The organism is Olivibacter sp. CPCC 100613, assembly GCF_036959255.1.
In the GTDB taxonomy this organism is placed as follows: Bacteria; Bacteroidota; Bacteroidia; order Sphingobacteriales; family Sphingobacteriaceae; genus Olivibacter.
This window is the reverse complement of record NZ_JAWMTI010000006.1, coordinates 142,699-166,925: the sequence shown is the minus strand read 5'-3', so window position 1 is coordinate 166,925 and position 24,227 is coordinate 142,699. Positions and strand designations below refer to the sequence as shown.

Genomic DNA, 24,227 nt, shown 5'->3' with positions numbered 1-24,227 from the left:
ATGATGAAGCGCGGTCTTAAATATGTTTTCATAGTACTCATGGGTGCCCTATTAATCTATCATTCGATATACTTCAAAAGCCTTCGAGCTGTTAAAGCAAGTTCAGAAGGTCTTGATATGGACAGTTATGCAAAGAATTACCTATTTAAATTGATCCCTCAGTATGAAGCTGATTTTATTGATATCAACTTCTTGCGTACAGCCATCGACGAAAATGCTTCAAAAGCTTTTGCAAACTATGCTCATGCTGCAAGCGATGGGGATTTCCGTTATTTCATGGTAAGAGGTACTGGATTGATTACGCAAAAGGATTCGGATTATGTTTGGAGCCAAGATTCCCAACAACAGCGCTATAAATTAGCAACAAACTATATATACGGAACCGCAGCAAGAGATGCTGCGGGTTTGATCGTCGTGGATTCTTTTGACAATACGATGGTGTTTAATGAGCTTTCTGAAAAGATCAATGAGCTGATTCGGAAAGAAGTAGTACCTGCCTCAGCGAAGTTGGCCACAGGTGATAGCGTCCAATTTACAGGAGCGCTCGGTTTAAGTATGAAGGCCCCGAAGCTGAGCGAAGCGACCATCATTCCTTTACATTTGGAGCGACTTCAACACAAAAAAGAGTAGTGTATGTTAGAGACGATTAATATCACAAAGAAATTTGCTGGTGTAACAGCGCTCAACAAGGTCAATTTGAAATTGATGCCGGGAAAAGTAACAGCACTCATTGGTGAAAACGGTGCAGGAAAATCAACACTTATGAAGATACTCTCCGGTGTTTACACGACCTATGAAGGGCAGGTTGTATATAAGGGACGTGAGATGCATTTTGCAAATCCGAAGGACGCACAAAATAGTGGTATTGCCATCATTCACCAAGAGCTTAATTTAATTCCTGATCTTTCGATTTTCGAAAACATCTACTTAGGTCGGGAGCTGATAGATACCTGGGGGTTTGTGGATAGGAAAGCAATGCGTAAACAAGTGCAACTTTTACTGGAACGATTGAAGCTTGATCTTAAGGTAGACTGTCTTGTACGTAATTTAAAGGTCGGGCAACAACAGGTGGTAGAGATCGCTAAAGCGTTACTGACAGATGCCGATGTGCTAATTATGGATGAACCAACTTCAGCGATAAGTGAACAGGAAGTGGAAGTACTTTTCGACATTATCGAAAGACTCCGAAGTGAAGGTAAAACCATCGTATATATATCGCATAAACTAGACGAATTGTTCAAAATAGCGGATGCTTATGTTGTATTACGGGATGGCTGTGTGATTGAAAGTGGTGAATTACGCGATGTAAATCAGGATGTACTCATTAATAAAATGGTTGGCAGGGAAATTCAATTACTGAATGTAGGGACTAGGGTCGTTGCAGAGGAGGTGTTATTAAGGGTTGATAAATTACAGCTGCGTGATGTTCATGCAAAACAGCGTTTTGTTGTCGATAATGTTTCTTTTCAGGTTCGTCGAGGAGAAATTCTAGGGCTTTTTGGTTTGATGGGGGCCGGCAGGACCGAATTGTTGGAGACCATTGTAGGGATGCATGATACGCGTAAAAGTGGAGATATCGAACTGGAAGGGAAGTTGCTTCGTTTAAAATCTCCTCAACAAGCTATTGAGGCAGGAATTGTTTTAGTACCCGAAGATCGAAAGAAAAATGGATTGGTTTTAGGCCTCGATATTAAAACGAATGTCAGCCTTAGTCGACTGGGGGAGGTAAGTGAATTTGGGTTTATCAATAAGAAGAAAAATATAAACTTAGCACAGCATTATGTTGATTCTTTAAAAATCAAATGTGCTTCACTTACCCAGCAAACAAAAAATCTCAGTGGTGGAAATCAACAAAAAGTAGTGCTGGCCCGGTGTCTTGTCACCAAACCGCGAGTGCTGTTATTGGATGAGCCGACAAGGGGTATTGATCCGCATGCAAAAAACGAAATATATAAACTAATTCTAAGTTTAGCAGAACAGGGAATGGCCATTGTGGTTGTTTCCTCCGAGCTGCCGGAAATTCTGAGCTTATCAGATCGTGTAATGGTGATGAGCGAAGGGCGCTTAACGGCTACTTTTCAGGCCGAAGAAGCTAATGAGGATAAGGTATTGAAGGCGGCTATTCCGAAAACTATATAATAAATAAGAGAAAAATGATTCAACAGCGTTTCAAAATCGCCAAATTTCAATCGCTTATTGCACTAATCTTAATGTGTGTGATACTGTCTTTCCTTTCTGATAAATTCCTTACTTCTGCCAATGGATGGAATGTGCTACGGCAGATTTCGGTTAATATTTGTATTTCTGTAGGAATGACTTTGATCATTTTAACGGCTGGTATCGACCTCTCCGTGGGTTCGGTTTTAGCGTTCAGCGGTGCAATTGTTGCCGGTTTACTGAAGTTTGGAATCGCAATACCCACGTATGATTTATATATAGGATTTACCCTTTTAGGTGGTTTACTGGCAGGTTTATTGGTGGGAGCAGCTTTAGGAGCCTTTAATGGTCTGGTCATTACGAAATTCAAAGTGCCTCCCTTTGTAGCAACCTTGGCGATGTTGACCATTGCGAGAGGCTTTACCATGCTTTGGACAAAGGGATATCCGATTTCTTCTTTGGGTAAGGAATTCGCCTACATTGGTACGGGATGGTTTTTGGGTATGCCGGTACTTGTTTGGATTGCCGCCTTGATTGTGATAGCCGCTATCATCCTGACGAATCGAACAGCCTTTGGAAAATATATTTATGCCATTGGCGGTAACGAAAGTGCGGCGAAATTGTCGGGTATCAACATTGATCGCGTAAAGATTTGGGTTTATACGTTGGCTGGAATTTTAGCTGCGATCGGAGGTATTATGGTGACTTCACGCCTTAATTCTGCGCAGCCGAACGCAGGTTTAAGTTATGAACTCGATTCCATTGCAGCCGTTGTCATTGGTGGCACTTCACTCTCCGGAGGGAGGGGAACGATCGGTGGGACCGTTTTAGGTGCGATGATTATTGGTGTATTAAATAATGGTTTAGTGTTAATGGATGTTTCACCCTTTTGGCAGCAGGTGGTAAAAGGCGGAGTCATCCTTTTAGCTGTTATGATTGACAAGGCAAATCATAAAGAAGAGTAATACGATGGCAAATGCTTACATTTTAGCGATTGATCAGGGTACCAGCGGTACCAAGTCGCTTATATTTGATAGTGAGGGAACGATCTGTGCAGAAGCAACAATTTCGTTAAAAACCCGTTATTTTGGTGACGGATTTGTGGAGCAGGATCCTGAAGATATTTATCAGAATGTTTTGCAATCCGTTCAAACCTGTTTGAAACAGTATCAAGCAACCGGCGCGTCATTATCCGATCTTGTTTCCTGTGGTATTTCCAATCAGCGTGAAACTTTTCTGCTATGGGATGAAGCGGGTTCGCCTTTGTGCAATGCCATCGTATGGCAATGTAAACGATCCACCAATGTCTGTGTTGATATGGAAAGTCGTGGCTTGGCAGAAGTTGTACACGATAAAACAGGTTTGTTTATCGATCCCTATTTTTCAGGTACGAAATTGGTTTGGTTATATCAAAATAATCCTGAAATTCGTCAGGCGATCAAGACAGGACAAGCCTATTTTGGAACCGTGGACACATGGCTGCTTTATCGTTTGACACAAGGTGAATCTTATTTGACCGATTATACCAATGCCTCGCGTACACTTTTATTTAACTTGGATACTTTAAGCTGGGACACCGAGTTGATCGCTCTTTTTGATTTGACGGGCATTCGATTACCGGAAGTAAAACCTTCGTCCTATGCCTTTGGCGCAAGTCATTTTGAAGGATTGCTTAGGCAGGCATTGCCTATCAATGCGCTCATCGGTGATTCGCACGCCGCCGCCTTTGGGGAGGCTTGTATCTATCCCGGCACGGCAAAGGCCACGTTGGGTACGGGGTGTTCCATTTTATTTAATGTAGGAGCCCAACGTAAAAACTCGAAATCCGGTATGGTCTCGACTATTTGTTGGAGTACTGAAGATCGGATTGATTATGCATTGGAAGGTATTATCGTATCTTGTGCTTCACCATTAGCTTGGTTAAAAACAGAACTTGGTTTGCTCTCCGATTTTGCGGAGGCAGAGGCTATGGCAACAGCTGTAAGTGATAACAACGGTGTTTATTTAATACCGGCTTTTAGTGGTTTAGGTGCGCCTTATTGGGATATGAACAGAAAAGCTTCCCTCGAGGGGCTCACGTTTGCGAGCAACAAAAATCATATTGTGCGCGCAGCTTTAGAGTCCATTGCCTACCAGATTCAAGATGTTTTGTTGGCCATGAACAGCGACACCGGTATTCATATTCAAGAGTTAATGGTGAACGGAGGTGCCAGTGGCAATGCCTTTGTTACGCAATTCTTGAGCGATTTACTGCATGCTAAGGTCATGAGGAACGAGAACAAAAATGTATCGGCTTTTGGCGCTGGTTTCCTGGCTGGGTTTAAGTCGGGTATATTTACTGATATAAGCCATATTCAATCGCTCTATGATCGATATCTTGTTGCAAAAACAGCGCAGGTAAGCAAAGTTGCGGAGGCTTATCGTGGTTGGCAGCGACTTATGAGTGCGTATTCTGTCTAGTTCGTGATTCGCTTTGTCCGGTTCACCCCATTCATTCTTCGCGTCGGTATTGGCATTGCCTACTTTTGATCTATATCAAAAATATGGGTTATGAATACATTCAAGATAATTGCTTCCGCAGCGAGTCTGGCTGTTCTGCTGGTAACAACTGCTGCCTTTATCGATTTCGGGTACGACACGGAAATCAAAAAAATACAATCACCTACAAGTGAAGGTCTTGCTGTCGTTGAGTTGTTTACTTCTGAAGGTTGTTCAAGTTGTCCACCGGCTGACGAATTGATGGGAAGGATACAGGCTGAAAACAAGAACAAAGAATTGTACATGCTGGCTTTTCATGTAGATTATTGGGACCATCAAGGATGGAAAGATCGATTTAGCGATCATGATTTTTCACTTAGGCAAAGACAATATGCGGATTGGATGAATCTTCAAACAGTTTACACTCCACAGGTAATTGTAAATGGATCAGTTCAAATGATCGGTTCAGAAACTGGTTCAGTATTAAAAGCAATCAACCAACAACTAGCGGAAGAAAGGTCGTCATCCCTTCATTTGAATTGCGCCATTGAAGATGATAAAGCAGTTGTGCATTATGAAGGGGTAGCTGACCAGCAAAATGCAGAATTGGTATTGGCCCTTGTCCAAGAATCAACGGCAAGTAAGGTAAAAGCGGGAGAAAATGCCGGTAGAAACCTGTCCCATGTACAAGTGGTAAGAAAACTAACACGTAAAAGCTTGAGTGGGAAAAAGGAAGTGATACTTTATCTTCCCGATGATTTCAATCAACAAGGATGGGAGCTGATTGGGTTTGTGCAAAACCTCCAAAATGGCCATATCTCGCAAGCAGCACGTTTTGACTTCGATGCGAAATGAAAAAGGGTTAACCCTTAAAAAAAGTAAAAAACAAGGCAGACCGTTTCTTTAAAAAAACGGTCTCCTTGTTTTTGAATCTCTCTAAAAATAAACTCAACTTAGATTGCCAATGTATCTACGGCCTTTTCAAAAGCATTTTCTTGTATTCCCGGAATAGCAACACCCTCGACACGATAGGTGGAGATGTCATTCATACCAATAAAACTGAGTACTTTAGTAAGATAAGGTTCTGTAAAATCAAAAGACTGCATGGGCCCTTCAGCATATATACCTCCAGAAGAAATGGCTAAATAAACTTTCTTGTTTTTTAGTAATCCTTCCGGCCCCTCCGCGCCATATTTGAAGGTAACACCTGCACGCATCACATGGTCTAACCAGGCTTTTAGCGTGGAGTGTATTCCGAAATTGTACATAGGGGCTCCTATAATGATGATATCTGCGTCTTGCAACTCGGCGATAGCCTCATCTGAATGTTTGATTGCAGTCGCTTGCGCTTCTGTTCGTTTTGAAGCTTCAGTCATAAAAGCATGGAGATGAGCCTCTTCTAAATGCGGGAAGTTCGTTTCTGTTAAGTTATGCACCTTCACTGCACTTCCGGGATACTTAACCAGCAGTCTGGCCACAATTTCATTACCAAGCTTGATGCTGAATGAGTCCTTACCTCGTGGGCTGGATATGATATGTAGTATATTCATTTTTTTGATTTTTTTTTCAAAAGTAGGAACTCCTACTTTCAAAAAGATATGACTATACAAAAGGATAGTGCTATCCTTTTGTATAGTAGCAAGTGTTACCTTTGCTTTATGATGAAAATAACTTGTACCAAGGAGACCTGCACGGAAAACATTCAGGCCGTCCGAGATGCTTTATATGTGCTGAATGGAAAATGGAAATTGTTGGTGATTATTGCCTTATCGGAAGGTGCTACACGCTTTACAGAAATTGAAAAATCGATTGGTGAGATTACACCCAAGGTGCTTTCAAAGGAACTGAGAGAGCTGGAATTGAATGAATTTATAGAAAGAAAAGTGTTGAATACCGTTCCTGTTCAGATTCACTATGAACTTACATCTCATAGCGATTCATTGAAAGAGGTTATCGCTTCCCTGGCTATTTGGGGCAAACAGCACAGGGAATATATACTGGCCAAAAGAAAACGTGCACAATCAAAAAAAGATACCGAAGAAGTAGATGTTTAGGGCAGTATGGCTGGGCGGTGTTCAATAATATAGTGTATGCGTTCAAGCTTGTTAAGAGACTTCCCTTTTACGGGCATGGGTTTTCCTTGTTTAAGCTCATAAGTTATCGTTACCTTGCCCGCCTGTGATCGTTGGGTTGTAATATGTTCGACACACAGTAATTCCCCATTGATATCACTGCCATCATACAATGGATTACCTTCGTATTTCCAGGTTACGAAACTGTATTCTTCCCCCGCTGTATGCCCGGTGCTTTCTGTTAAAGCCTGTTGATAAGATTGCGAATTACCATATAAAATTGACATGGTTCCGAGTTGTCTGTTAACCGATGAAGTAATAACTTTCAGTCCCGCAGGGTCAAAAACGATTCGACTAAATTGCTCGCTGGTTTTTTCAGGTATGCAGCTTATTTGAAAAAGGAACAATGATGTTAAGATATACATGTTTACTGGTTTCATATTCCAATGATTAAGGGGTAGCGGATTTGTTTTTAGTGGAACATTAAATAAATAGCCGGTTTTTTCTGCTAATTGACGGTGGCAACTAATGCACGATTCTTTGGCAAAGGATGCCGTTTTACCCGTGGGTATGCGTGTTTCCGTAGAGAATTTAGCAAAACCCCAACCTTCTGTATCCTTAAATTTTTTAGTATCTTTTACCATAAATTGTACATTTTGGAACTTTCCGGGACGTAATTCACCATATTCATTCTCTACTTGTTCCCAAACGGCTTTAACGACCGTGGCACCATCTGGCCAAGGGTGGAAATTTTCTTCTTGGATTGCTTTGACGGCAATGTCATTTCCGTAAATAATGCGCATGGAATGATCGAAGAGTGTACTCAGATAATGACTTTCCAATTTTTGAAGGCATCTGAATAAGGGATACCATTGGGCGAAATGGGAAGATTTTGTAGGGATAGCTGTTTCTTTTTCCAGGTGTCGAAGGCTGCATTTGCTGCTTGCTGCCGCATCGTATCAGAAACGATTTGATGGTCTGCTAAACTACGTACATAGCGTTCTACAGTAGTAATATCAGCAGCCGTAATACGAGCATTGGGGTGGGTGAGGGCATAAGGTTTCAACGGCATTTTTCTTGCCTTCATCATATTGAGAATAGCCCACAGTTTTCCCTCTTTCTCGGCAGTTGAAAGATGCTCCCAATCCGAAAAATTCATAACCTCACGTGCCCGCTGAACGTCTTTTTTAATCTTCCACGATAAGATAGGAAGGCGATCGTACCATTGAAATTTGGTTTCATTGGAATGACAGTCAAAGCAAGCGCGTTTGAAAATTTTGGTTAACGCTGCTTGTCCGTCAGTCGTTTCGGTTATAGCGACGGGTCCGATCGGCTGCTGTGGAGACATGATCACTCCGGTGAAATATACAAAAGCACCGCATACGCTCAATAACATCATTTTCTTAAGGGCCGGTTTTTTTAGTTTGATCATCATATTATTTCTATTCATAGTTACGTGCAATTGGTTCTGGAAGAAAATAGCCTAAATCGTTACAAGGGATTAATTCGACCGCGCCGCGTAAAATGAACTTACCCGGTAAGGTGAGCTGTTGCTGATAAAGATTGGGTTTCTCCGTTAGGTGGTTGGTTCGCGCTTGAATTTGGTAAGGATTGCTCATCGATATGCGCTGACTGTACCGTTCGTTTGTTGAGTCCTTTAGCGAGGGGAAATAGACAAAATCTTTATCGCTCGCCCATAGGTTTGTTGCTGTTGGGAATGGAATCCAGTTCTTTAATGAACTAGACTGAAAAGTGCTATTACCTCGGTCAGCAGTATAGTCCCACCGAAATTTCATTTTAGAAGGTAACGATTGTGCCTCTGCGGAAATCAATAAGGTGAAAAGCACGATAAAAGCGTGTATTGTTTTCATTTTGCTATGTATTAACTGTCCAAAGATGAAGGCTTCAACCTAGGATACAGCATATGAAGATGTCGAGTTAGGCAAATTTGATCGTGAAGACGGCAATTTGAATAGGTTAGCGAAGGAAACCACCACATGTCGCATAGACTATTTGATAAAGTAGATAGCCTAATTCACGGCCTAAGTCGCCTGATTGGAGAAAAAAGCGGCGTGTATACTGACAAATATTAAATACATTTACATCGCTCCGAAAAATAAGGTGACCAATTGAGGTTTTTGTCGCATGGAAAAAACGAATACTTTTCGCATCCCAACCAAGATTATTTGGTTAAGTTCTCTTTTTTTAGGGTTGTTGACTGCCATTCCGAAGATGGCTGAACATCATTTTCACTTTTATGAAGCACTGGTCGATTCGTCTGTGACAGCATTGTTTGCGTTGATTATCTGGTATTATAATATTTATACCTTACCGGCCTATACCACTAAAAGTAACGCGTCCGGCTTTTCTACTTGGCGATTATTTAAAGGTCTGTTATTCGGCTTGGTGTTAATGTTTTTGCTTGCCTGTATACAACAATATTTGTTGTCGCATTTGCCTTTTGGTCCAGTCATGTTGATGTTTGAGGTACGGGGTGTTTTAATCAGCGTTGCATTTTATATGTTTATTCATCTAATGTACCAGAGCTTTTTAAATCAACAAGTTAGTATGGAATTGGAACGAACACAAGCACATAATCTCGCTGCACAGTACGAGCTTCTCAAGCAGCAAGTTAATCCCCATTTTCTTTTTAATAGCTTAAATACATTGAAATATATGGTGGAAAGTGGTGACACCCATGCGGTACCCTTTATTTTGAAGTTAGCTGACTTTTATCGGTTTACCTTGGAAAGCAGGAAATCGGATTTAATAAGTTTAGCCGATGAGCTGGAGATTCTCCATGCTTACCTGTATTTACAGAAGGCACGATTTGAGGAGGGAATTCGTTTTACAAATCGGATAGCGGCAAAGCATAAAACGTCTTTTGTGCCCCCATTTACCTTACAGTTATTGGTAGAGAATTGCATCAAGCATAACATCATTTCCCTGGAAAAGCCTTTGACCCTCGCCTTGTACTCGGAGGAGAATTATATTGTGCTTACCAACAATTTACAGAAGAAAGCTGTGTCGGAGTCCTCAACAGGGCTCGGTTTAGAGAATATTAATCAACGCTACATCCATTTAGCGGGTAAGGAAATCATTATTACCATAGAAGGTGGTCTATTTACCGTAAAATTACCTATTATTTATGAACATAATTATCGTTGAAGACGAGCTGAAAGCAGCCAAATCGCTTGCTACTTTAATAAATAAATTGAAACCGGAAGCTAAGATAATAAGCCAGTTGCAAAGTGTTGAACGTGCGGTTAACTATCTTTCTAATCATGGTATGCCAGATCTACTTTTCATGGATGTCCAATTATCTGACGGTATCTGTTTCGAAATATTCGGTCAAGTGAAAATTAGCTGTCCGGTTATTTTTTGTACGGCCTATGGCGAATATGCCATGGAAGCTATTAAAGCGAATGGCATTGATTATCTGTTAAAACCTTTTGCCGAAGCAGATCTTGAAATGGCGTTTGAGAAGGTTATGAGCTTGAAAAATTTCTTTCAGCAGCATGCAAGCAGTGATGTAGATCAGCTGTTAAAAAGAATCGGACTTACGGAATGGAAAAGTAGTTTCCTGGTTTTTAAGAACAATAAATATCAGACTGTACAGACGGATCAAATTGCTTTTATCTATATAAGTTATAATATGGCTTCCATCGTCACTTTTAAAGAAGAAGCGTATGTAATCAACCAGTCGCTGGATCAGGTTCAACAACAATTATCACCCCGTCAGTTCTATCGACTGAATCGGCAGTATCTGATAAACTTCAGTGCGATAAAAGAAGTAGAGCATTATTTTGCGCGAAAATTATTTGTACGGCTACTCGTTGCAACGCCGGATAAATTACTGATCGGGAAGGAAAAAACGACGAACTTTCTGCACTGGTTAGAAGACAGGTAACCTTATCATCGGTTTTTACGCATTACCATACGTTTAACAAAGTAAAGCAGTAAAAGAGATACGCAGCTAACGGCGGCGACTACAAGGCCCACATAATTGTAACCTTCCAGTACGCTATCTTTGTCCATCTGACTCACTAACATGCCTGCTATGGTGGCGCCAATACCACCAGCTATTTGTTGGAGTGACGCGTTTATACTCATAAAGGCACCACGGTCCTTTTGTTCGGGTACAGCACTAATAAGCGCCGTAGATGGTACCATACGACCTATTACCGTGCTGGTGATCAGTACATTGAAAATGAGTACTGCCCAAAATGGAGTTGGACCAAGTTGGGTATAAAAGATACTCATGCACATGAGCCCTATACTCGCTATGGCAAACAACTTATATTTGTCGATTTTATCACTCAATTTTCCTAGAGAGGGCATCATTACCAATGAAAAGCAGCCGGAAACCATAAATAGAACAGGAAGTTGTTCATGTGATACACCAAGGTTGTTTACGGCAAATACGGTAGCATAAGGCATTAGCATGAAACCTCCCACTGATAACAGTGCAGTGGTCGACATTCCGATGCGATAATCGCCATTGGCAATGGTGCGATAAAGATGTACGAATGAGTTTTCCTTGCTTTGTAAAGCTAAATGCTCCGTAACCGGGCGCAGCCAGCAAGCAATCGCAATCAGAATCAGTACGGCCAATATCGCGATCATAAAGAAGGGCATCTCCCAACCCCATTTATTCGCGATGAACAAGCCTATCGGAATACCTAATACTTGACTGGCACCAAAACCCATTTGCACGACACCCATGACACGACCACGTTTTTCCAAGGTAAAAAGATCGGTAATAATAGCCATCGAAATAGCCCCAATGACACCACCAAAAAGGCCCGTTATAATACGTGCAGCCACCAGGGTGAAAAGTGTATTCGCCAGACCACAGAGGAGTGTTCCGATGATGAAACCTACATAGAAAAACAGCAATAATTTTTTGCGATCATACCTGTCTGCAAAGCCTGCCGTTAGCAACCCTGATGCACCGGCACTAAAGGCATAGGCAGATACAGCCAATGCAAAAGAATTTGCACGAATATCCATCGCTTTGATTAATATATCGCCTAAGGGCGACATAACCATGAAGTCGAGTATGACTGTGAATTGGGTAAATGCCAGTATTAAAATTACTAATTGCTCGTAAGGTGTAAAAAGTGCTTTTTTTTGGGGTTGCATTGGCTTCAGCTTAATATTTTGTATTCAAAATCGCATCTATGTACCAATTCCATGATCTCCTTGGCGAAAAGAGTAAAGCGCACTACTCGTTAGGCAAAGTCCTCTCGTATGAAGCACATAAGGGCCATAAATATAAATGAATATTCATTTACTTATAAATTTATTTCATTTTTTACTAGTCGAAGTTTTGAGGTCGTAATAGGAGGGCGTGTAAGGAAAAATTAAAAAGACGGCGCATATGGTGAGGACCAACATGCGCCGTCTTGATTAATCTATTAGTTGTAGCCTGGGTTTTGTGGGAAACTTGACGCTCCTCCATCCGTTCTATCGATCTGATCCTGAGGGATAGGACGTAGAACATGATAATCTTTTATATTTTTTCCACCATCCGGATTGTAGGCCTGTACGCGTGTCACCAATTGATGCGTTCTTACTAAATCATACCAGCGAAGTTGCTCCCCGAGCAATTCTCTACCACGTTCTTCTAGTATGAAATCGATGTTCATATCGGCCGCTGTAATTAACATGGCTTGACGGTGGGTAGCATCTTGGGTTTCGTCGATACCCGTATAAGCAGCCCTTGCTCTTACCATATTCATATACGTGACCGCCTTATCCATATCCCCACTGTACATAAACGCTTCTGCAGCAATCAGGCATGTTTCGGCAAGACGAAATGCCAGAAAATCGCGTGACCCAAACTCATAATTGATATCGGGACGTTCAGGGTCTAAAAATTTAATCAAGGTTGGGTACAGCTTTTTGGTATAAGACTGCGGCTCGATGACCATAAAATTCTTAGCGGCCTTTACTGCGGGATCTAATTGATAACCAGGCAACCAAATAGCTGTGTCACCTAAGGCATAGGTTACTTCCTTTCCATTCACGTTATACGTTCCCGGTTTACTGCAATAAAATACATCTTTGAAACTTTTTTTATAGCGCGTGTCATTTTCGCGATCCGCAAATAAGACATCGAGCGTATAATTAGTAGGCATAAAGCGCTTCCAAGGTTGCCCGTCCTGTATATTTCTGTTCATTCCAGGTAACACATCATATTCCATTAAGAAGTACCGATGTGCTGAATTCCCTGTTCCGTCAGCATCGGCATCGGCTCCGTTGGTGATGGCATTTTTGGTATATTGAACAGCCCATATCACTTCATCATTGCGTTCACCCGCACCTTGCTCAAAAACCGAAGCGAAGTCATCCAACAAGCGGAAGTTATAACCGGTGATTACTTGTTCGGCCAGTGTTGCAGCGTCTTGGTAATCGCTGCCCTTTGCAGCTTCTGAAGTCGCTCTTGTCAATAACACCCGTGCCAATAGATGTTCAGCAGCAGGTTTGGTAGCTCGGCCATAATCTGATTGTTCAGCTGGCAGGTGTTGTATAGCCGTCCTTAAATCATCTTCAATTAACTGATAAATATCCGTAATGGGTGCACGGGAAGCAGTGCTGGTGGCTTCTTTGGTTTCACTTGTTGTAAGATGAACCGAGCCGTATTGCTGTACCAGGGTGAAATAATAATAGGCTCTTAAGAACTGAGCCTCACTTTTACGAATGTTGCGCTGCTCTTCTACCATATCGGTGATACCATCTGCACGATCAATAACCGCGTTACAGGTATTAATTCCAACATATAGACTGTTCCATAAATCACGCACATAAGCTGTTCTGGGATCAAATTGGGATGTGTATTCATTAACAAATTTATACGATCCGTCCGAGCCCATGGTATAGGTATCTGTCCCGAAAACGGTCATTGTCATACCCAGTTCATTGGCATGAAAAGTTCGAAGCGTAGAATAAGCAGCTTTGACACCGTCTTCAAAACCTTCCGGTGTAGACATGTACTCATCATTTACCTGCGAGTGAATTTCTTCATCTAGTAAACGCTTGCAAGAACTAAAAAAAGCAAACGTAAGGATAGATAATATCAATATTGTTCTCATTGTTATTAAAATTTAACGTTTAAACCAAATAACCAAGTACGAGTTGGAGGTGTATTAACAGGCAGATTTTCCGCATCTGCGTTAAAGTCTATTCCCTCCGGGTCAACACCTTGGTGTTTGTTTACATAAGAAGAAATGATAAGCGGCTGTTGTGCGCTTACATAAAACCGTAATGATTCGGCACCGATTTTAGACGCCCATTTTTTTGGGAAGTTATAACCTAAATTAATATTTCTAATTTTGAGAAAAGAACCACTAAAGTAAGCCATACTTGTATTGTAAACAGGGCGTTCCTGATTTTGGTTGGGCCTTGGATACGCATTCGTTGGGTTATTGGGTGTCCAATAATCAACATTTAAGTTATTATACCGACCAAACAAGGTGTTGTGTACTTCATGAAACGTACTGTAAATCATGTTGCCAAAATTGAAATAAAGGAAAACGGATAAGTCAAATCCATGATACGCAAAACGATTGGTTAAGCCACCGGTAAGCGTAGGTCTGTTGTTCCCTAAAATGACGCGATCGGAATCATTAATTACGCCATCTCCATTTTGATCCTTCACTTTTATTTCACCGGGTACACGACCATAGCTGGCTGCCTCATCCACTTCGTTGCTTTGCCAAATGCCAATTTTTTCGAAGTCATAATATACCTGTATCGGATGGCCAATAAACCAACGATTTCCCACATCATCTTGTTTTCCACCGTATAATTCTGTGATGCTCTCTTTGTTGGTGGCAAGATTAAGATCAGTATTCCAACTAAAACCGTTTTCGTCTTTTGGTTTGATATTGACAGAGGATAAGCTAAACTCAAAACCAACATTCTTTGTCGAACCCACATTTTCCATAATAGATCCATAACCCGAAGTGAAAGGAAGCTGTCGTTCCATTAATAAATCACGTGTTTGCTGCGTATAGAATTCAGCCGCTCCAGATAATCGACCACCTAAGATGGCGTAATCTAAACCGATATTAAACTGGCGAGTTGTTTCCCATTTTAAGTTATCATTTCGTAGTTGATTCGGTCTGAACCCGAAGCCGGCCGCTTCATCAAAGGCGTAGGTGGTACGTTGCAAGAGCCCCTGTGTACCGTAAGGGTCAATTCCGGTATTACCCGTTTCACCATAGGAAGCCCTTAATTTTAATAAATCAAAGATCTTATTGCCTTCCATAAAAGATTCATTATTGATATTCCAGCCGAGCGCCATAGAAGGGAAGAATCCATAGCGATGGTTTCTTCCAAAACGCGAAGAACCGTCAATCCGAGCGGTTACAGTAGCAAGAAATCGGTCATCAAAAACGTAATTGACACGTCCCATGTACGAGATGATATTCCATCGTTGAAAATCACTTCCTGTACCTAGAATTTCTTCTGCAGCACCAAAATTAAAATACTGCATTTCTTCAACAGGAATACCTCTTACGCTAATATTGCTAGCCTCTTGTTGCCGTTGCTGCAAACCAAATAATCCAGTGACTTCCAATGCATGCTTTTCTGCAAATGTTTTGTTGTATTTTAAAATGTTTTCCAAGGTATAATTGAATACAAAATCCTCCTCTCCTTGTGCAGCAGCAGTACCCCCTAAGCGAGCATTTGTATATTTACCTTGAAAGTTACCGATTCGATTCTGGATTAAATCGGGGCCAAAATTGAGGCGATAAGTCAACCCTTCGGCCAAGGTGGCTTCCCCGTAGATGCTGCTAAACAAACGCATACGTTTATTTTTATTGAGGAGGGCTCCTTTTACTAGTTCACTTAAAGGGTTGCTTCGTAAACCATCGGTTGTTGGAAGAAAAATAAGATTCCCTTGTTCATCGTAAGGGACACCTAAAGGGTTTTCTAATAGGGTATCATCGTAGGGATTTAGATCTTTACCGTTGGTAATACTATAGTTACCTAACATAGAAGCTCCGATGCGAATCCGATCACTGATATTATGATCCACATTTATACGCATGGCATAGCGATTGAAATCCTGTATAGGGATAATGCCTTTATCTTTCATGTAATTAAAACTTACATTGAAACGTGTTTTATCGGATCCGCCCAGCACACTCAAGGAGTGATTCATGCTATGTCCGGTTTGCAACATGAGATCTTGGTAATTTGTACTTCGACCTTGGGCAATGGAAGCAAGCTCAACGGCATCGAATAAGCCAGGTGTATTTTGATCAGCGTTTGGGTCACTATCATCGTAATTTCCCGTTGCTCTCCGTGATTCACGTTTAAATTCCGCAAACTGTTGACCATTCATCATTTCGATTTCCTTATAGACATTGGAGAAACCGAACCAGTTATCGTACGTTACATTCGTTTTATTGGGTGTGCCTCTTTTTGTGGTTACAATGATGACACCGTTTGCTCCTCGTGAACCATAAATTGCAGTAGCAGAGGCATCTTTTAATACCTCCATGGAAGCGATATCCTGTGGAGGAAAATCTTCCAGTCCGCCGGTAATCGGGATTCCATCAATGACATAGAGTGGATCATTTCCAGCTGAAAAAGATCGGTTTCCACGAATACGGACGGTAGCAGCACCTCCCGGTTTATTACTTGTGTTCGTTACTAAGACCCCCGCGGCGCGCCCTTGCAAAGCCTGTGATGCTTGTGCTACAGGTACTTCGGCAATAGATTGTGCACTGACAGAGGAAACCGCCCCGGTTACATCTTGCTTACGCTGACTACCATACCCAACGACCACAACTTCGTCCAATGCAGTATCGTCATCTGGTTTTAGGGTAATTATAATTTGTTCTGTCTGTCCGGAACGAAGCATTTGTTCGGCAGGCTCATAACCGATAAAAGAAACGACTAGCACATCAGATGCTGCACTGGATTGAATCACAAACGCACCATTTTCATTCGTAGAAACTTTTTTGGTGGTTCCTTTGATGGCAACAGTGGCGCCGGGGAGAGGTTGCTTGTTTTCATCTACTACGCGCCCTTTGATTTCTCGTTCCTGAAATTCTTTCAAAAGGCTTGGCATTCCCGGGTTATTGACCACTGCCACTGCAGTTGACAATAACCCAGGTGAATAAAGCAAGGACAAGAGTAATACGCCTCGCTTCAGCTGTGTTTTAGCTAAATTTTTTTTCATTGACATACGTTGTTTTTTAATGCATTATTCATTGATGTTTGTTTAGAGACTTTAAAGGCTTGTTTTGCTCGCTGAATGGCAGATTGAGGCGTTTTTTGTCTACAGCACTTGGCTTTGCTTTCATTTCTGCAAGACAATACAATACAATACAAGTAACCTATGGCGACTCCGGAATATCGACTTATCCTTTACGAAAGGAAGATATCAACGGAAATCTAGGCTTTACTTCGAAAGTCTCTCTTTGGTTTACTACCAGCTGTTAAAGGGGTTCTTTGAATTTACGCACGTGTAGTTTGAAACGGAATTCGGGGGTGCTTATAGACTCAGTGATTTTAGGGCTCATAATGATCTCTTTAAGTTTACATCGAAAAATCGGTAATAGTTAGTTTTCTGCTTCAAGCCATTGCCGTTCAGGCTGACTAGCGCTATTTATGATAATCAACGGCAAAATACGCCGAATATGTTTGGAAGGAAGGAGGAAACTGCCTATTTTTTTACGATAACGTTATCGTAAAAAAGGATGAAATAAGAAAGTAAGGTTTATCGGTTGAAGCCTGTATGAATGATAGGAAAGGTAAAAAGGCATTTTTGGATACTTAGTACCATAAATGCCTTCTTGATGTCAATTACATCATTTAAAACTTAATGTCATCTGCAATACCGCCCGTTCCGGACTCGCTGGAGAATCGTTCACTGTATTCTTTCTTCTTTTGATCCTGATAATCTATCATTTGCGCCATGATATTAAAATCACCCATCCATTTCGTGCCCGCGCTGTTTACTTGTGATACCGTCAAACCAAGTTCATCGATGAGCCATTGTGCACCGTCTATTCCATTATCATAGGCAGCTTGCATAGCACCTTGAATTTCAAAAAAGTAGTATTTGTCGGTTTCCAAACGATGAAGGGTGGCTTTTGCAGCTTCTGATTCTACCTGCGTAACAGGTGCTTTTTCGGGTTGTAACCCGCCCAGTTTTTCGTGCTCTTTTATCATTCCAAAATATTTGGAATAGACGCTGACAACGTTAAAAGATTTATCATCGCGCATCCGGTTGTTCCAGGTAACCTGTGCCTCGTCCCACATAGGTCTTTCCACGCCTAAGGCCAGACAAATCTGCTCTTCCGAACAACCTTCTCCAATTTTGGCGGCCCCTGCGGCATAGTCGAATATCGTAATTCCATGTACAGGTTGTAATTGCGGGTCATTGGGATCTTCTGTTGCAGTATTCATGGTTGAATAACCAGCAGAAGCTGCACCGGTATCAAAGGCTTTCTGATAGTCACCTTGAAGATAGGCATCGAACAATTCTTTATTCGTACTGTTATCAGCCTTTTGTTGTGTCGTTGCTGCATTTTTTGCTATGTCCTCTAGGTTATCAGTGAGCCCCTTTAAAAACTTCTTAAACATGATGATTAAAATTTGATTGTGAAAAATTGTTTGATTTTGTCTCCTCTTAACTAAATGGCTCGAAGCGTTCATAATCGCTTAACAAACGATCATAAAAATTCTGATGTTGAGCCGTTAAGCCAGGTAGTATACGATTCATTTCATCGATAAGCGCTTGAAGATATAATTGATACTTTTCTTTGGCACTATCCCTGCCAAATGCACGACGATGCTCTTGATAACGCTCGTAGAGCTCGTTGCAGCGCAACTCAGCTAACGGGCGTGCTAAATGTTCCACCAAGCGAACTTGGGTGCCCGGATCAAAGGTGTTTTGTGTTCGGCAATAGGGGCAAGCAATATAGGTTGCTGTAAAATAGAATGTTGAAATTTCCAATTTACCTCCACATTGTATGCAATGAAAGTGATCCTTATAATGCGTATATGTTTTCATGATATCAGCATACTCTTTTTCCAGGTCACGTTCGCTTATCTGGTCAAAGGCAGAAGTCATCATGTTCAGAACACCAACGTGCCAGTCGTTAAAAATCTGGGAGATTTTGACCAATTCCATAGTTGATGCTTTAGGTATAACCTCCTCTTGATAGGTGTTAGATCCTTTCTGTATGATGGCGGTGAATTGTGCGATCATACCCGCTTTAAATTGCAAAAAGCTCCTTTTAAAAGGATCTCTATCGGCATCGGCTATCCGCTGTCCGGATACTTGTATTTCCGCATGCATTTCTTCTGCTCTTTTGTGTAGTTTATCCAAAAAAGTTTCCAGCCTTTGAACCAAAGGAGTGTTCGCACTACTGGTCGTATTTGTCGTGTTTGAGTCAGTGGCACTGCTTTTTATCTTCTTATAAAGATTGAAAAAATTCATCACGGTGTTTTTTCAGATTAAACCTGCATGAACTGTCGCATTTAAAAACAAGGATGTAATTCATTGTTGCAAGTTATTTTAATGAATAAGCTGTTTATTTTGAATTATCGCGGTCCTTTATATGGACTCCATTGCTTAATGTTTGCTTTATGAACTCGAAACCACAATAGGCGCATCGGGTAAGACCATCGTCTTTAGCCCGTCCGCTCCCACAATTTGGGCAAGTGACTGTTGTTATACCAGCCTGTTTTTCGGTGAATTTCTCGCGCTTCTGCTGAAGGGCCAATTGTTCCATGCGTTCGACAATTGATAATGGTTTTTCCATATAAAATTGTTGTTTACAACTTCGACAGTATTTCTGCTTTTTTTGCTTTATACTCACTTTCATCTATTAAGCCATTTTCAAAAAGGCTTTTTATTTTTTGAAGCTTGATGGCAGACTCATCTTTCGCGTCGTTGGTAATACCTGAATTTGCTTGTCCCATTAATACACCAAGGGCTACTCCTTGTTGTGTCCCTTGTTGTATTGGATTACCTTCCTGACTTATTGCAATGGCTGTATTGAATTTTTGGAATTTATCGGAGTCGCTACCAACCATATTCATGCCGGTGATCTTGTCGTAATATTGTGTTACCTCGTCAGGTAGCGTTGCGGAAGTGACAGTAAACTGCGTAATTTCAATTCCAAACTCGTTGAAATAGGGTTGAATAAGTGGTGTTATTTTTTTATTGAGTATGGAAATATTACCGGCAATGTCCAATACCGAAATCCGGGAACCTGCTAAGGCCTCACCGAATTGAGGCGCAATGAAATCACGTAATTGCTGTTCGAATTCATGGATTGTGAGTTGGTGATAGGTTCCGGCGTATTCTTTAAAGAATTTACCTAGATCGGTTATGCGCACATTGTAAGTGCCAAATGCACGGACACGAACCTGTCCAAATTGTGTATCCCTTAATATAATGGGGGCCGGCGTACCCCATTTTAAGTTTACAAATTGTTTAACAGAAAAATAATAAACATCTGCTTTGAAAGGACTTTCGAACCCATATTTCCATCCTTTAAGACGTGACAACAAGGGGATGTTTTGGGTGTGCAGTGTATAGGTGCCGGATGCAAAGATATCGGCAATAGTTCCTTCATTTAAGAACAAAACCGATTGGCTTTCGCGTACAATCAGCTTTGCACCGTTTTTTATTTCTTTATCGCCATCCGCAACTTTCCACATCATGATATTAGGATCATGCTCTACCCATTCAATGACTTCTAAAAACGGAAATTTTGATGTTGGTGTACTCATATAGCATTTCTTTAGGAACCGATTGGTTTCTGCCACTTAACCGTCGGATAAGGGGAGTTTTTCAAAATTACTTTTAACGCCCATTCTTTAAAGAAGATGAACGCTGCAAAGTAGCTACATGTTACAGAAATAACGACTACAAAGTGACTACAAGATAAATAATTTATTTGTTAAGTTATTGTAAATGAATGAAGTATGCTTAATTGTTGCTTTTGGGGTTGACTTTATTCTAGCTTAATTCCTGTAAAAAACGATCCAAATCAGTGTCTTTATCTAACCCTATTTTCTGTTTGATACGGTATTTACTTACACGAACGCTTTTGGGTTCAATGTAAAATGCAGCAGCTATTTCTTTCGTATTCAGTTGAAGTCGGAGGTATGCACAATGTTTAAGCTCTAACGGAGTAAGCTTATCATTAGACATTTCTTTCAACTTACTGAAAAAGGTGGGATTGATACTTTCGAATTCTTTTGCGGATCGCTCAACAGATTCTTCCAAGCGCATCTCTTCCTTGATTATCTTTTCTACATAACCTCTGTTTTGTTCAGTTTCCAGTTTCTGTAGCTTGTCTTTCATTTGGAGGAGGAGTCGATTTTTACGTTCAATTTGTAAGGCGTCGGCCATCGCCTCCTTTTGCATTTGCTCTTTCTGTAACAGCAAAAGTTGTTGTTCGGCCTGTAAGCGTGCCTGCTCTTCTGCCTGCATTTTCAATTGAAGCTTGGAATTACGTTCGGCATCTTGCTTTTCTTGTTGTAAGCGGCGGGATTTCTCTTCTTGTAACTTGGTTTTACTTTTGAATGAGCTTATCAATAAAAAAATACTGATTAATAAAAGAAGACAAATACCGGCAAATAAAAACTTTTGCATCTTTTGGCTCTCTGCTCTTTGAGCAGCCGTTTTGATGTCTTCTAGAAGCTTATCATTTTCATATTGTGCCTCCAGCTTTCTTGTTTGAAGCATTTTGCGCTCATCAAAGATTTTATTATTGAATGTTTCTTTTTTCTTTTGGTAAAACAATGCCTTTTTGAAATCTCCTCTTTTATTGTGAAGATCACTCAGACCTTGTGCTACATTGGAAAGTGTATAATAAGAAGGAGCTGATGCTTCCATTAAATGAATATAAGAATCCATTAAATAGCTTTCCGCTAATTGGTCCTTGCCTTGTAACTTAGCCAGTTCTGCAAGAAGACCATTTACATTACCCATGAGTGTATAGTTTTTATCGGAAGTCCGAGTAAATTTTTTGGCGATGTTTGCGTAAAAGAGAATGCTGTCTTGCGTGGCTTGCTTATTAAGTGGTTGATAGAGAAAAAAGTAGTTGGCCAAGTTGATATTGGCAATTGAATAAGTGCGAACACCTACCTTTTCAGGAGATTTTTTATAAACATCTGTCGACAAATGAAGATAGTGTTTCATGCTATCGAGATACTGACGATTCTTAGTTTCTCCATAATGAAATTCCATAGCTGTGGAATAGCCTGCGTAGGCATTGGAAAGCATCTCATTATCGGCCCCTTCTATAGCGGCAATGATGGTAAGTCTTGCATATTTTTTGCACAGCGCGACATCATTCCATCCCGAATAAACACCATATAAGATATAATAAGCTCGTGATCGCAGCGCATGATCTTGGTCTTTTGCGAGCTTTAAGGTTTTTTGTGCATTGCTTACCGCAAGGTCTCCAATATTAAGGTAATTATAATAGGTGGCCATCGCTAGGTACCCATAAGCTTCGGCCGTTTTATTTTTGGTTCGATGACCAAGTTGCAGGCATTTCTTCGCATACTCCAGGGCTTTTTTATAGCCGGCATTGACGAGATATTGCTTGCTTAGCTCTACGTGAAGCTTGGCTAGAAGAATCGGGTTCTGTGTACGCTCTTTAATTTGTTCTGCTTCTTTTAGCAGTCGCAAATTCGTGTCGTAGTCGGCTTTTAAGCGAGCGGTGTAAGCCTTGTCTAAAAATTGCGCAAGTGTGTTTTCTTGCGCGCGCAGATTAAAGAAGAAGCAATAAAGCAGTATGCACAAAAAAAAGCATTGTTTTATCATTTATGGGTGTTTTCTCTATCGGAACAATTGTTACATGAAAACACAACTGTTATCGGTTAAACATGATTGCATTTCACTCAATTTAAATATAAACAAATTTACATAAAGTCACTTTTTTCACAAGCTTTTATTGGATATGCACATTTCTATTCCACATAAATGCATAAGCTTTAGCTCGGCGATTCACGTAATGAGACAGTTACTGCGCTCGCCTTTGTCACTTACAAATATTTTCCCAAGAGAGTTATTCTTTGTGGTAAAATACGGGAAGTCCAACGTAGTCATTCCTTTATTTATTGAAAATTTCATTTTAATTATTTGATTTACAGTTGTTTGCTTTTTATGTAACATTTAAAGACCTTTTTGTAACATAAATTTTCAACCTTTTCTTTTTTTCTTAAGTACCATTGCCTAACAATTATAGCTGAATGTCATAAATCACAGCAGCGGGTATTCTTTACCCAAATTATAAACCGAAATCAAGGAGGTACTATGGGGCCATAAGTAACGCTTTCATTTAAGAAGGTGCACCGATACGAATAATGCTCGCGTGCTTTTAACTAGTTATGTATCATGACAACCAATTAAAATTCAATGACAAAAAAAGGCGTACCCATCGTGTTTTTTACTATAGGAGGACTCTTCCTATTCGCATTTCTTATCGCAACCTTAAAGGAGGCTCACAATTTCGGCGGTTGGCTGCTGATGGGTTTCTTTCTCGCTATAGCTTTTGGATTGCGTTATTATTCCTTATTAAAAGGCTATTCCTTTACTGTAATGATATTTGCTGCTGTAAGCGTATCTATGTATTACCCACAATTTTTTATCCGCATTGGGGATTTTCGTCTTTCAGCACTTATTGTTCCGCTTATGCAAATTATCATGTTCGGAATGGGAACGGGGTTGAGTGTGAAAGATTTCGTTGGTGTCGCTAAAATGCCGAAAGGTGTAGTTGTAGGGGTACTATGTCATTATATGGTAATGCCCCCGGTAGCTTTTGCTATTACCCGTATCTTCAATTTTCCGGCAGAAATAGCAGCAGGAATTATCTTGATTGGCAGCTGTCCAAATGGATTAGCCTCTAATGTAATGACTTATTTAGCGCGCGCAAACCTCGCGCTTTCGGTGACGCTTACCGCGGTCTCAACGCTGCTGGCGCCCCTGATGACATCCTTATTTATGCAGTGGTTAGCAGGGCAATATGTATCGATTGATTTCTGGGACATGGCTTGGGACATTACCAAAATTGTCATCATACCTGTATTGGCAGGATTGTTATTTAATCGATTTCTGCACGGGAAAGCGAAGTGGCTAGATGATGTAATGCCAGTATTATCCATGGCAGGTATTGCCTTGATCATCATCGTGATAACTGCCGCGGGTCAAAAAGACTTGTTGATTGTTGGGCCTGCTTTGGTTTTAGCGATGCTTTTACATAATACGAGCGGCTATGTGCTTGGTTATTGGCTTGCGCGTTTGTTACGGATGGAAGAAAAGGACTGTCGGACGATCGCCATTGAAGTGGGGCTTCAAAATGCAGGTTTAGGGTCTAGTTTGGCTTTGGCAATGGGCAAGTTATCTACGGTCGGTTTAGCATCTGCCGTATTCTCACCGATTATGAATATTACCGGTTCGTCACTTGCCCTATGGTGGCGTTCACGTCCCTTGCAGAATCGACATACCGAAATTGACAATGAATAATA

The 24,227-nt window shown here is 40.9% G+C and carries 21 protein-coding genes; 9 read left to right on the top strand and 12 right to left on the bottom strand.

Annotation, left to right across the window (positions count from 1 at the left end):
- From RYH73_RS18825 to RYH73_RS18805, 5 genes are all read left to right on the top strand, one after another.
- Positions 1–630, top strand: a complete 630-nt coding sequence (locus tag RYH73_RS18825; RefSeq protein ID WP_335315018.1) for a DUF2291 family protein — start codon at positions 1–3, stop codon at positions 628–630.
- A gap of 3 nt (positions 631–633) precedes the next feature.
- Positions 634–2,139 (top strand): sugar ABC transporter ATP-binding protein, encoded by a 1,506-nt coding sequence (locus tag RYH73_RS18820; RefSeq protein WP_335315017.1) that lies wholly within the window; start codon positions 634–636, stop codon positions 2,137–2,139.
- Positions 2,140–2,153: 14 nt separating this feature from the next.
- The gene (locus RYH73_RS18815; protein ID WP_335315016.1) at positions 2,154–3,122 is read left to right on the top strand and encodes an ABC transporter permease; all 969 of its coding nucleotides are present in this window, start codon (positions 2,154–2,156) and stop codon (positions 3,120–3,122) included.
- Between the two features lie 4 nt (positions 3,123–3,126).
- Positions 3,127–4,617, top strand: a complete 1,491-nt coding sequence (locus tag RYH73_RS18810; RefSeq protein ID WP_335315015.1) for an FGGY family carbohydrate kinase — start codon at positions 3,127–3,129, stop codon at positions 4,615–4,617.
- A gap of 90 nt (positions 4,618–4,707) precedes the next feature.
- Complete coding sequence (locus RYH73_RS18805) at positions 4,708–5,490, top strand: DUF1223 domain-containing protein (protein WP_335315014.1); 783 nt, start codon at positions 4,708–4,710, stop codon at positions 5,488–5,490.
- Positions 5,491–5,588: 98 nt separating this feature from the next.
- Here RYH73_RS18805 and RYH73_RS18800 read toward each other — a convergent pair whose 3' ends face one another.
- Positions 5,589–6,185: an FMN-dependent NADH-azoreductase gene (locus tag RYH73_RS18800; RefSeq protein WP_335315013.1), complete on the bottom strand. Its 597-nt coding sequence runs from the start codon at positions 6,183–6,185 to the stop codon at positions 5,589–5,591.
- Positions 6,186–6,293: 108 nt separating this feature from the next.
- On the opposite strand from RYH73_RS18800, the gene RYH73_RS18795 reads away from it, so the two are divergent.
- Positions 6,294–6,689: a winged helix-turn-helix transcriptional regulator gene (locus RYH73_RS18795; RefSeq protein WP_335315012.1), complete on the top strand. Its 396-nt coding sequence runs from the start codon at positions 6,294–6,296 to the stop codon at positions 6,687–6,689.
- On the opposite strand, the gene RYH73_RS18790 is transcribed toward RYH73_RS18795, so the two are convergent.
- From RYH73_RS18790 to RYH73_RS18780, 3 genes are read right to left on the bottom strand one after another with little or no spacing between them, the layout of a single operon-like run.
- Positions 6,686–7,549: a cytochrome P460 family protein gene (locus RYH73_RS18790; RefSeq protein ID WP_335315011.1), complete on the bottom strand. Its 864-nt coding sequence runs from the start codon at positions 7,547–7,549 to the stop codon at positions 6,686–6,688. The genes RYH73_RS18795 and RYH73_RS18790 overlap by 4 nt on opposite strands.
- The gene (locus tag RYH73_RS18785; protein WP_335315010.1) at positions 7,531–8,157 is read right to left on the bottom strand and encodes a heme-binding domain-containing protein; all 627 of its coding nucleotides are present in this window, start codon (positions 8,155–8,157) and stop codon (positions 7,531–7,533) included. Before RYH73_RS18785 ends, RYH73_RS18790 begins: the two co-directional genes overlap by 19 nt.
- Positions 8,150–8,578, bottom strand: coding sequence for a hypothetical protein (locus RYH73_RS18780; protein ID WP_335315009.1), 429 nt, complete (start codon positions 8,576–8,578; stop codon positions 8,150–8,152). The genes RYH73_RS18785 and RYH73_RS18780 overlap by 8 nt, the downstream gene beginning before the upstream one ends.
- 274 nt (positions 8,579–8,852) lie before the next feature.
- Between RYH73_RS18780 and RYH73_RS18775 the strand changes: the two genes are divergently transcribed.
- Together RYH73_RS18775 and RYH73_RS18770 are read left to right on the top strand one after the other, a co-directional pair.
- Positions 8,853–9,875, top strand: coding sequence for a sensor histidine kinase (locus RYH73_RS18775; protein ID WP_335315008.1), 1,023 nt, complete (start codon positions 8,853–8,855; stop codon positions 9,873–9,875).
- The gene (locus RYH73_RS18770) at positions 9,856–10,617 is read left to right on the top strand and encodes a LytR/AlgR family response regulator transcription factor (RefSeq protein WP_335315007.1); all 762 of its coding nucleotides are present in this window, start codon (positions 9,856–9,858) and stop codon (positions 10,615–10,617) included. The genes RYH73_RS18775 and RYH73_RS18770 overlap by 20 nt, the downstream gene beginning before the upstream one ends.
- A 5-nt stretch (positions 10,618–10,622) precedes the next feature.
- Here the strand turns inward: RYH73_RS18770 and RYH73_RS18765 are convergent, their stop codons facing one another.
- The 8 genes from RYH73_RS18765 to RYH73_RS18730 all read right to left on the bottom strand — a co-directional run bounded on the left by RYH73_RS18765 (position 10,623) and on the right by RYH73_RS18730 (position 22,524).
- Positions 10,623–11,852, bottom strand: a complete 1,230-nt coding sequence (locus RYH73_RS18765) for an MFS transporter (RefSeq protein ID WP_335315006.1) — start codon at positions 11,850–11,852, stop codon at positions 10,623–10,625.
- Between the two features lie 275 nt (positions 11,853–12,127).
- On the bottom strand, positions 12,128–13,804 hold the full coding sequence (locus tag RYH73_RS18760; protein ID WP_335315005.1) for a RagB/SusD family nutrient uptake outer membrane protein: 1,677 nt from the start codon (positions 13,802–13,804) through the stop codon (positions 12,128–12,130).
- Between the two features lie 5 nt (positions 13,805–13,809).
- Entirely contained in the window at positions 13,810–16,908 is a 3,099-nt protein-coding gene (locus RYH73_RS18755) for a SusC/RagA family TonB-linked outer membrane protein (protein WP_335315004.1), read from the bottom strand.
- 635 nt (positions 16,909–17,543) lie between these two features.
- Positions 17,544–18,317: a DUF6620 family protein gene (locus RYH73_RS18750; RefSeq protein WP_335315003.1), complete on the bottom strand. Its 774-nt coding sequence runs from the start codon at positions 18,315–18,317 to the stop codon at positions 17,544–17,546.
- Between the two features lie 46 nt (positions 18,318–18,363).
- Positions 18,364–19,176: a hypothetical protein gene (locus RYH73_RS18745; RefSeq protein ID WP_335315002.1), complete on the bottom strand. Its 813-nt coding sequence runs from the start codon at positions 19,174–19,176 to the stop codon at positions 18,364–18,366.
- Between the two features lie 94 nt (positions 19,177–19,270).
- The gene (locus RYH73_RS18740; RefSeq protein WP_335315001.1) at positions 19,271–19,501 is read right to left on the bottom strand and encodes a hypothetical protein; all 231 of its coding nucleotides are present in this window, start codon (positions 19,499–19,501) and stop codon (positions 19,271–19,273) included.
- Positions 19,502–19,514: 13 nt separating this feature from the next.
- The gene (locus RYH73_RS18735; protein ID WP_335315000.1) at positions 19,515–20,477 is read right to left on the bottom strand and encodes an SPFH domain-containing protein; all 963 of its coding nucleotides are present in this window, start codon (positions 20,475–20,477) and stop codon (positions 19,515–19,517) included.
- Between the two features lie 229 nt (positions 20,478–20,706).
- Complete coding sequence (locus tag RYH73_RS18730) at positions 20,707–22,524, bottom strand: helix-turn-helix transcriptional regulator (protein WP_335314999.1); 1,818 nt, start codon at positions 22,522–22,524, stop codon at positions 20,707–20,709.
- 594 nt (positions 22,525–23,118) lie between these two features.
- On the opposite strand from RYH73_RS18730, the gene RYH73_RS18725 reads away from it, so the two are divergent.
- The gene (locus RYH73_RS18725; protein ID WP_335314998.1) at positions 23,119–24,225 is read left to right on the top strand and encodes a bile acid:sodium symporter family protein; all 1,107 of its coding nucleotides are present in this window, start codon (positions 23,119–23,121) and stop codon (positions 24,223–24,225) included.
- Positions 24,226–24,227 lie beyond the last annotated feature (2 nt).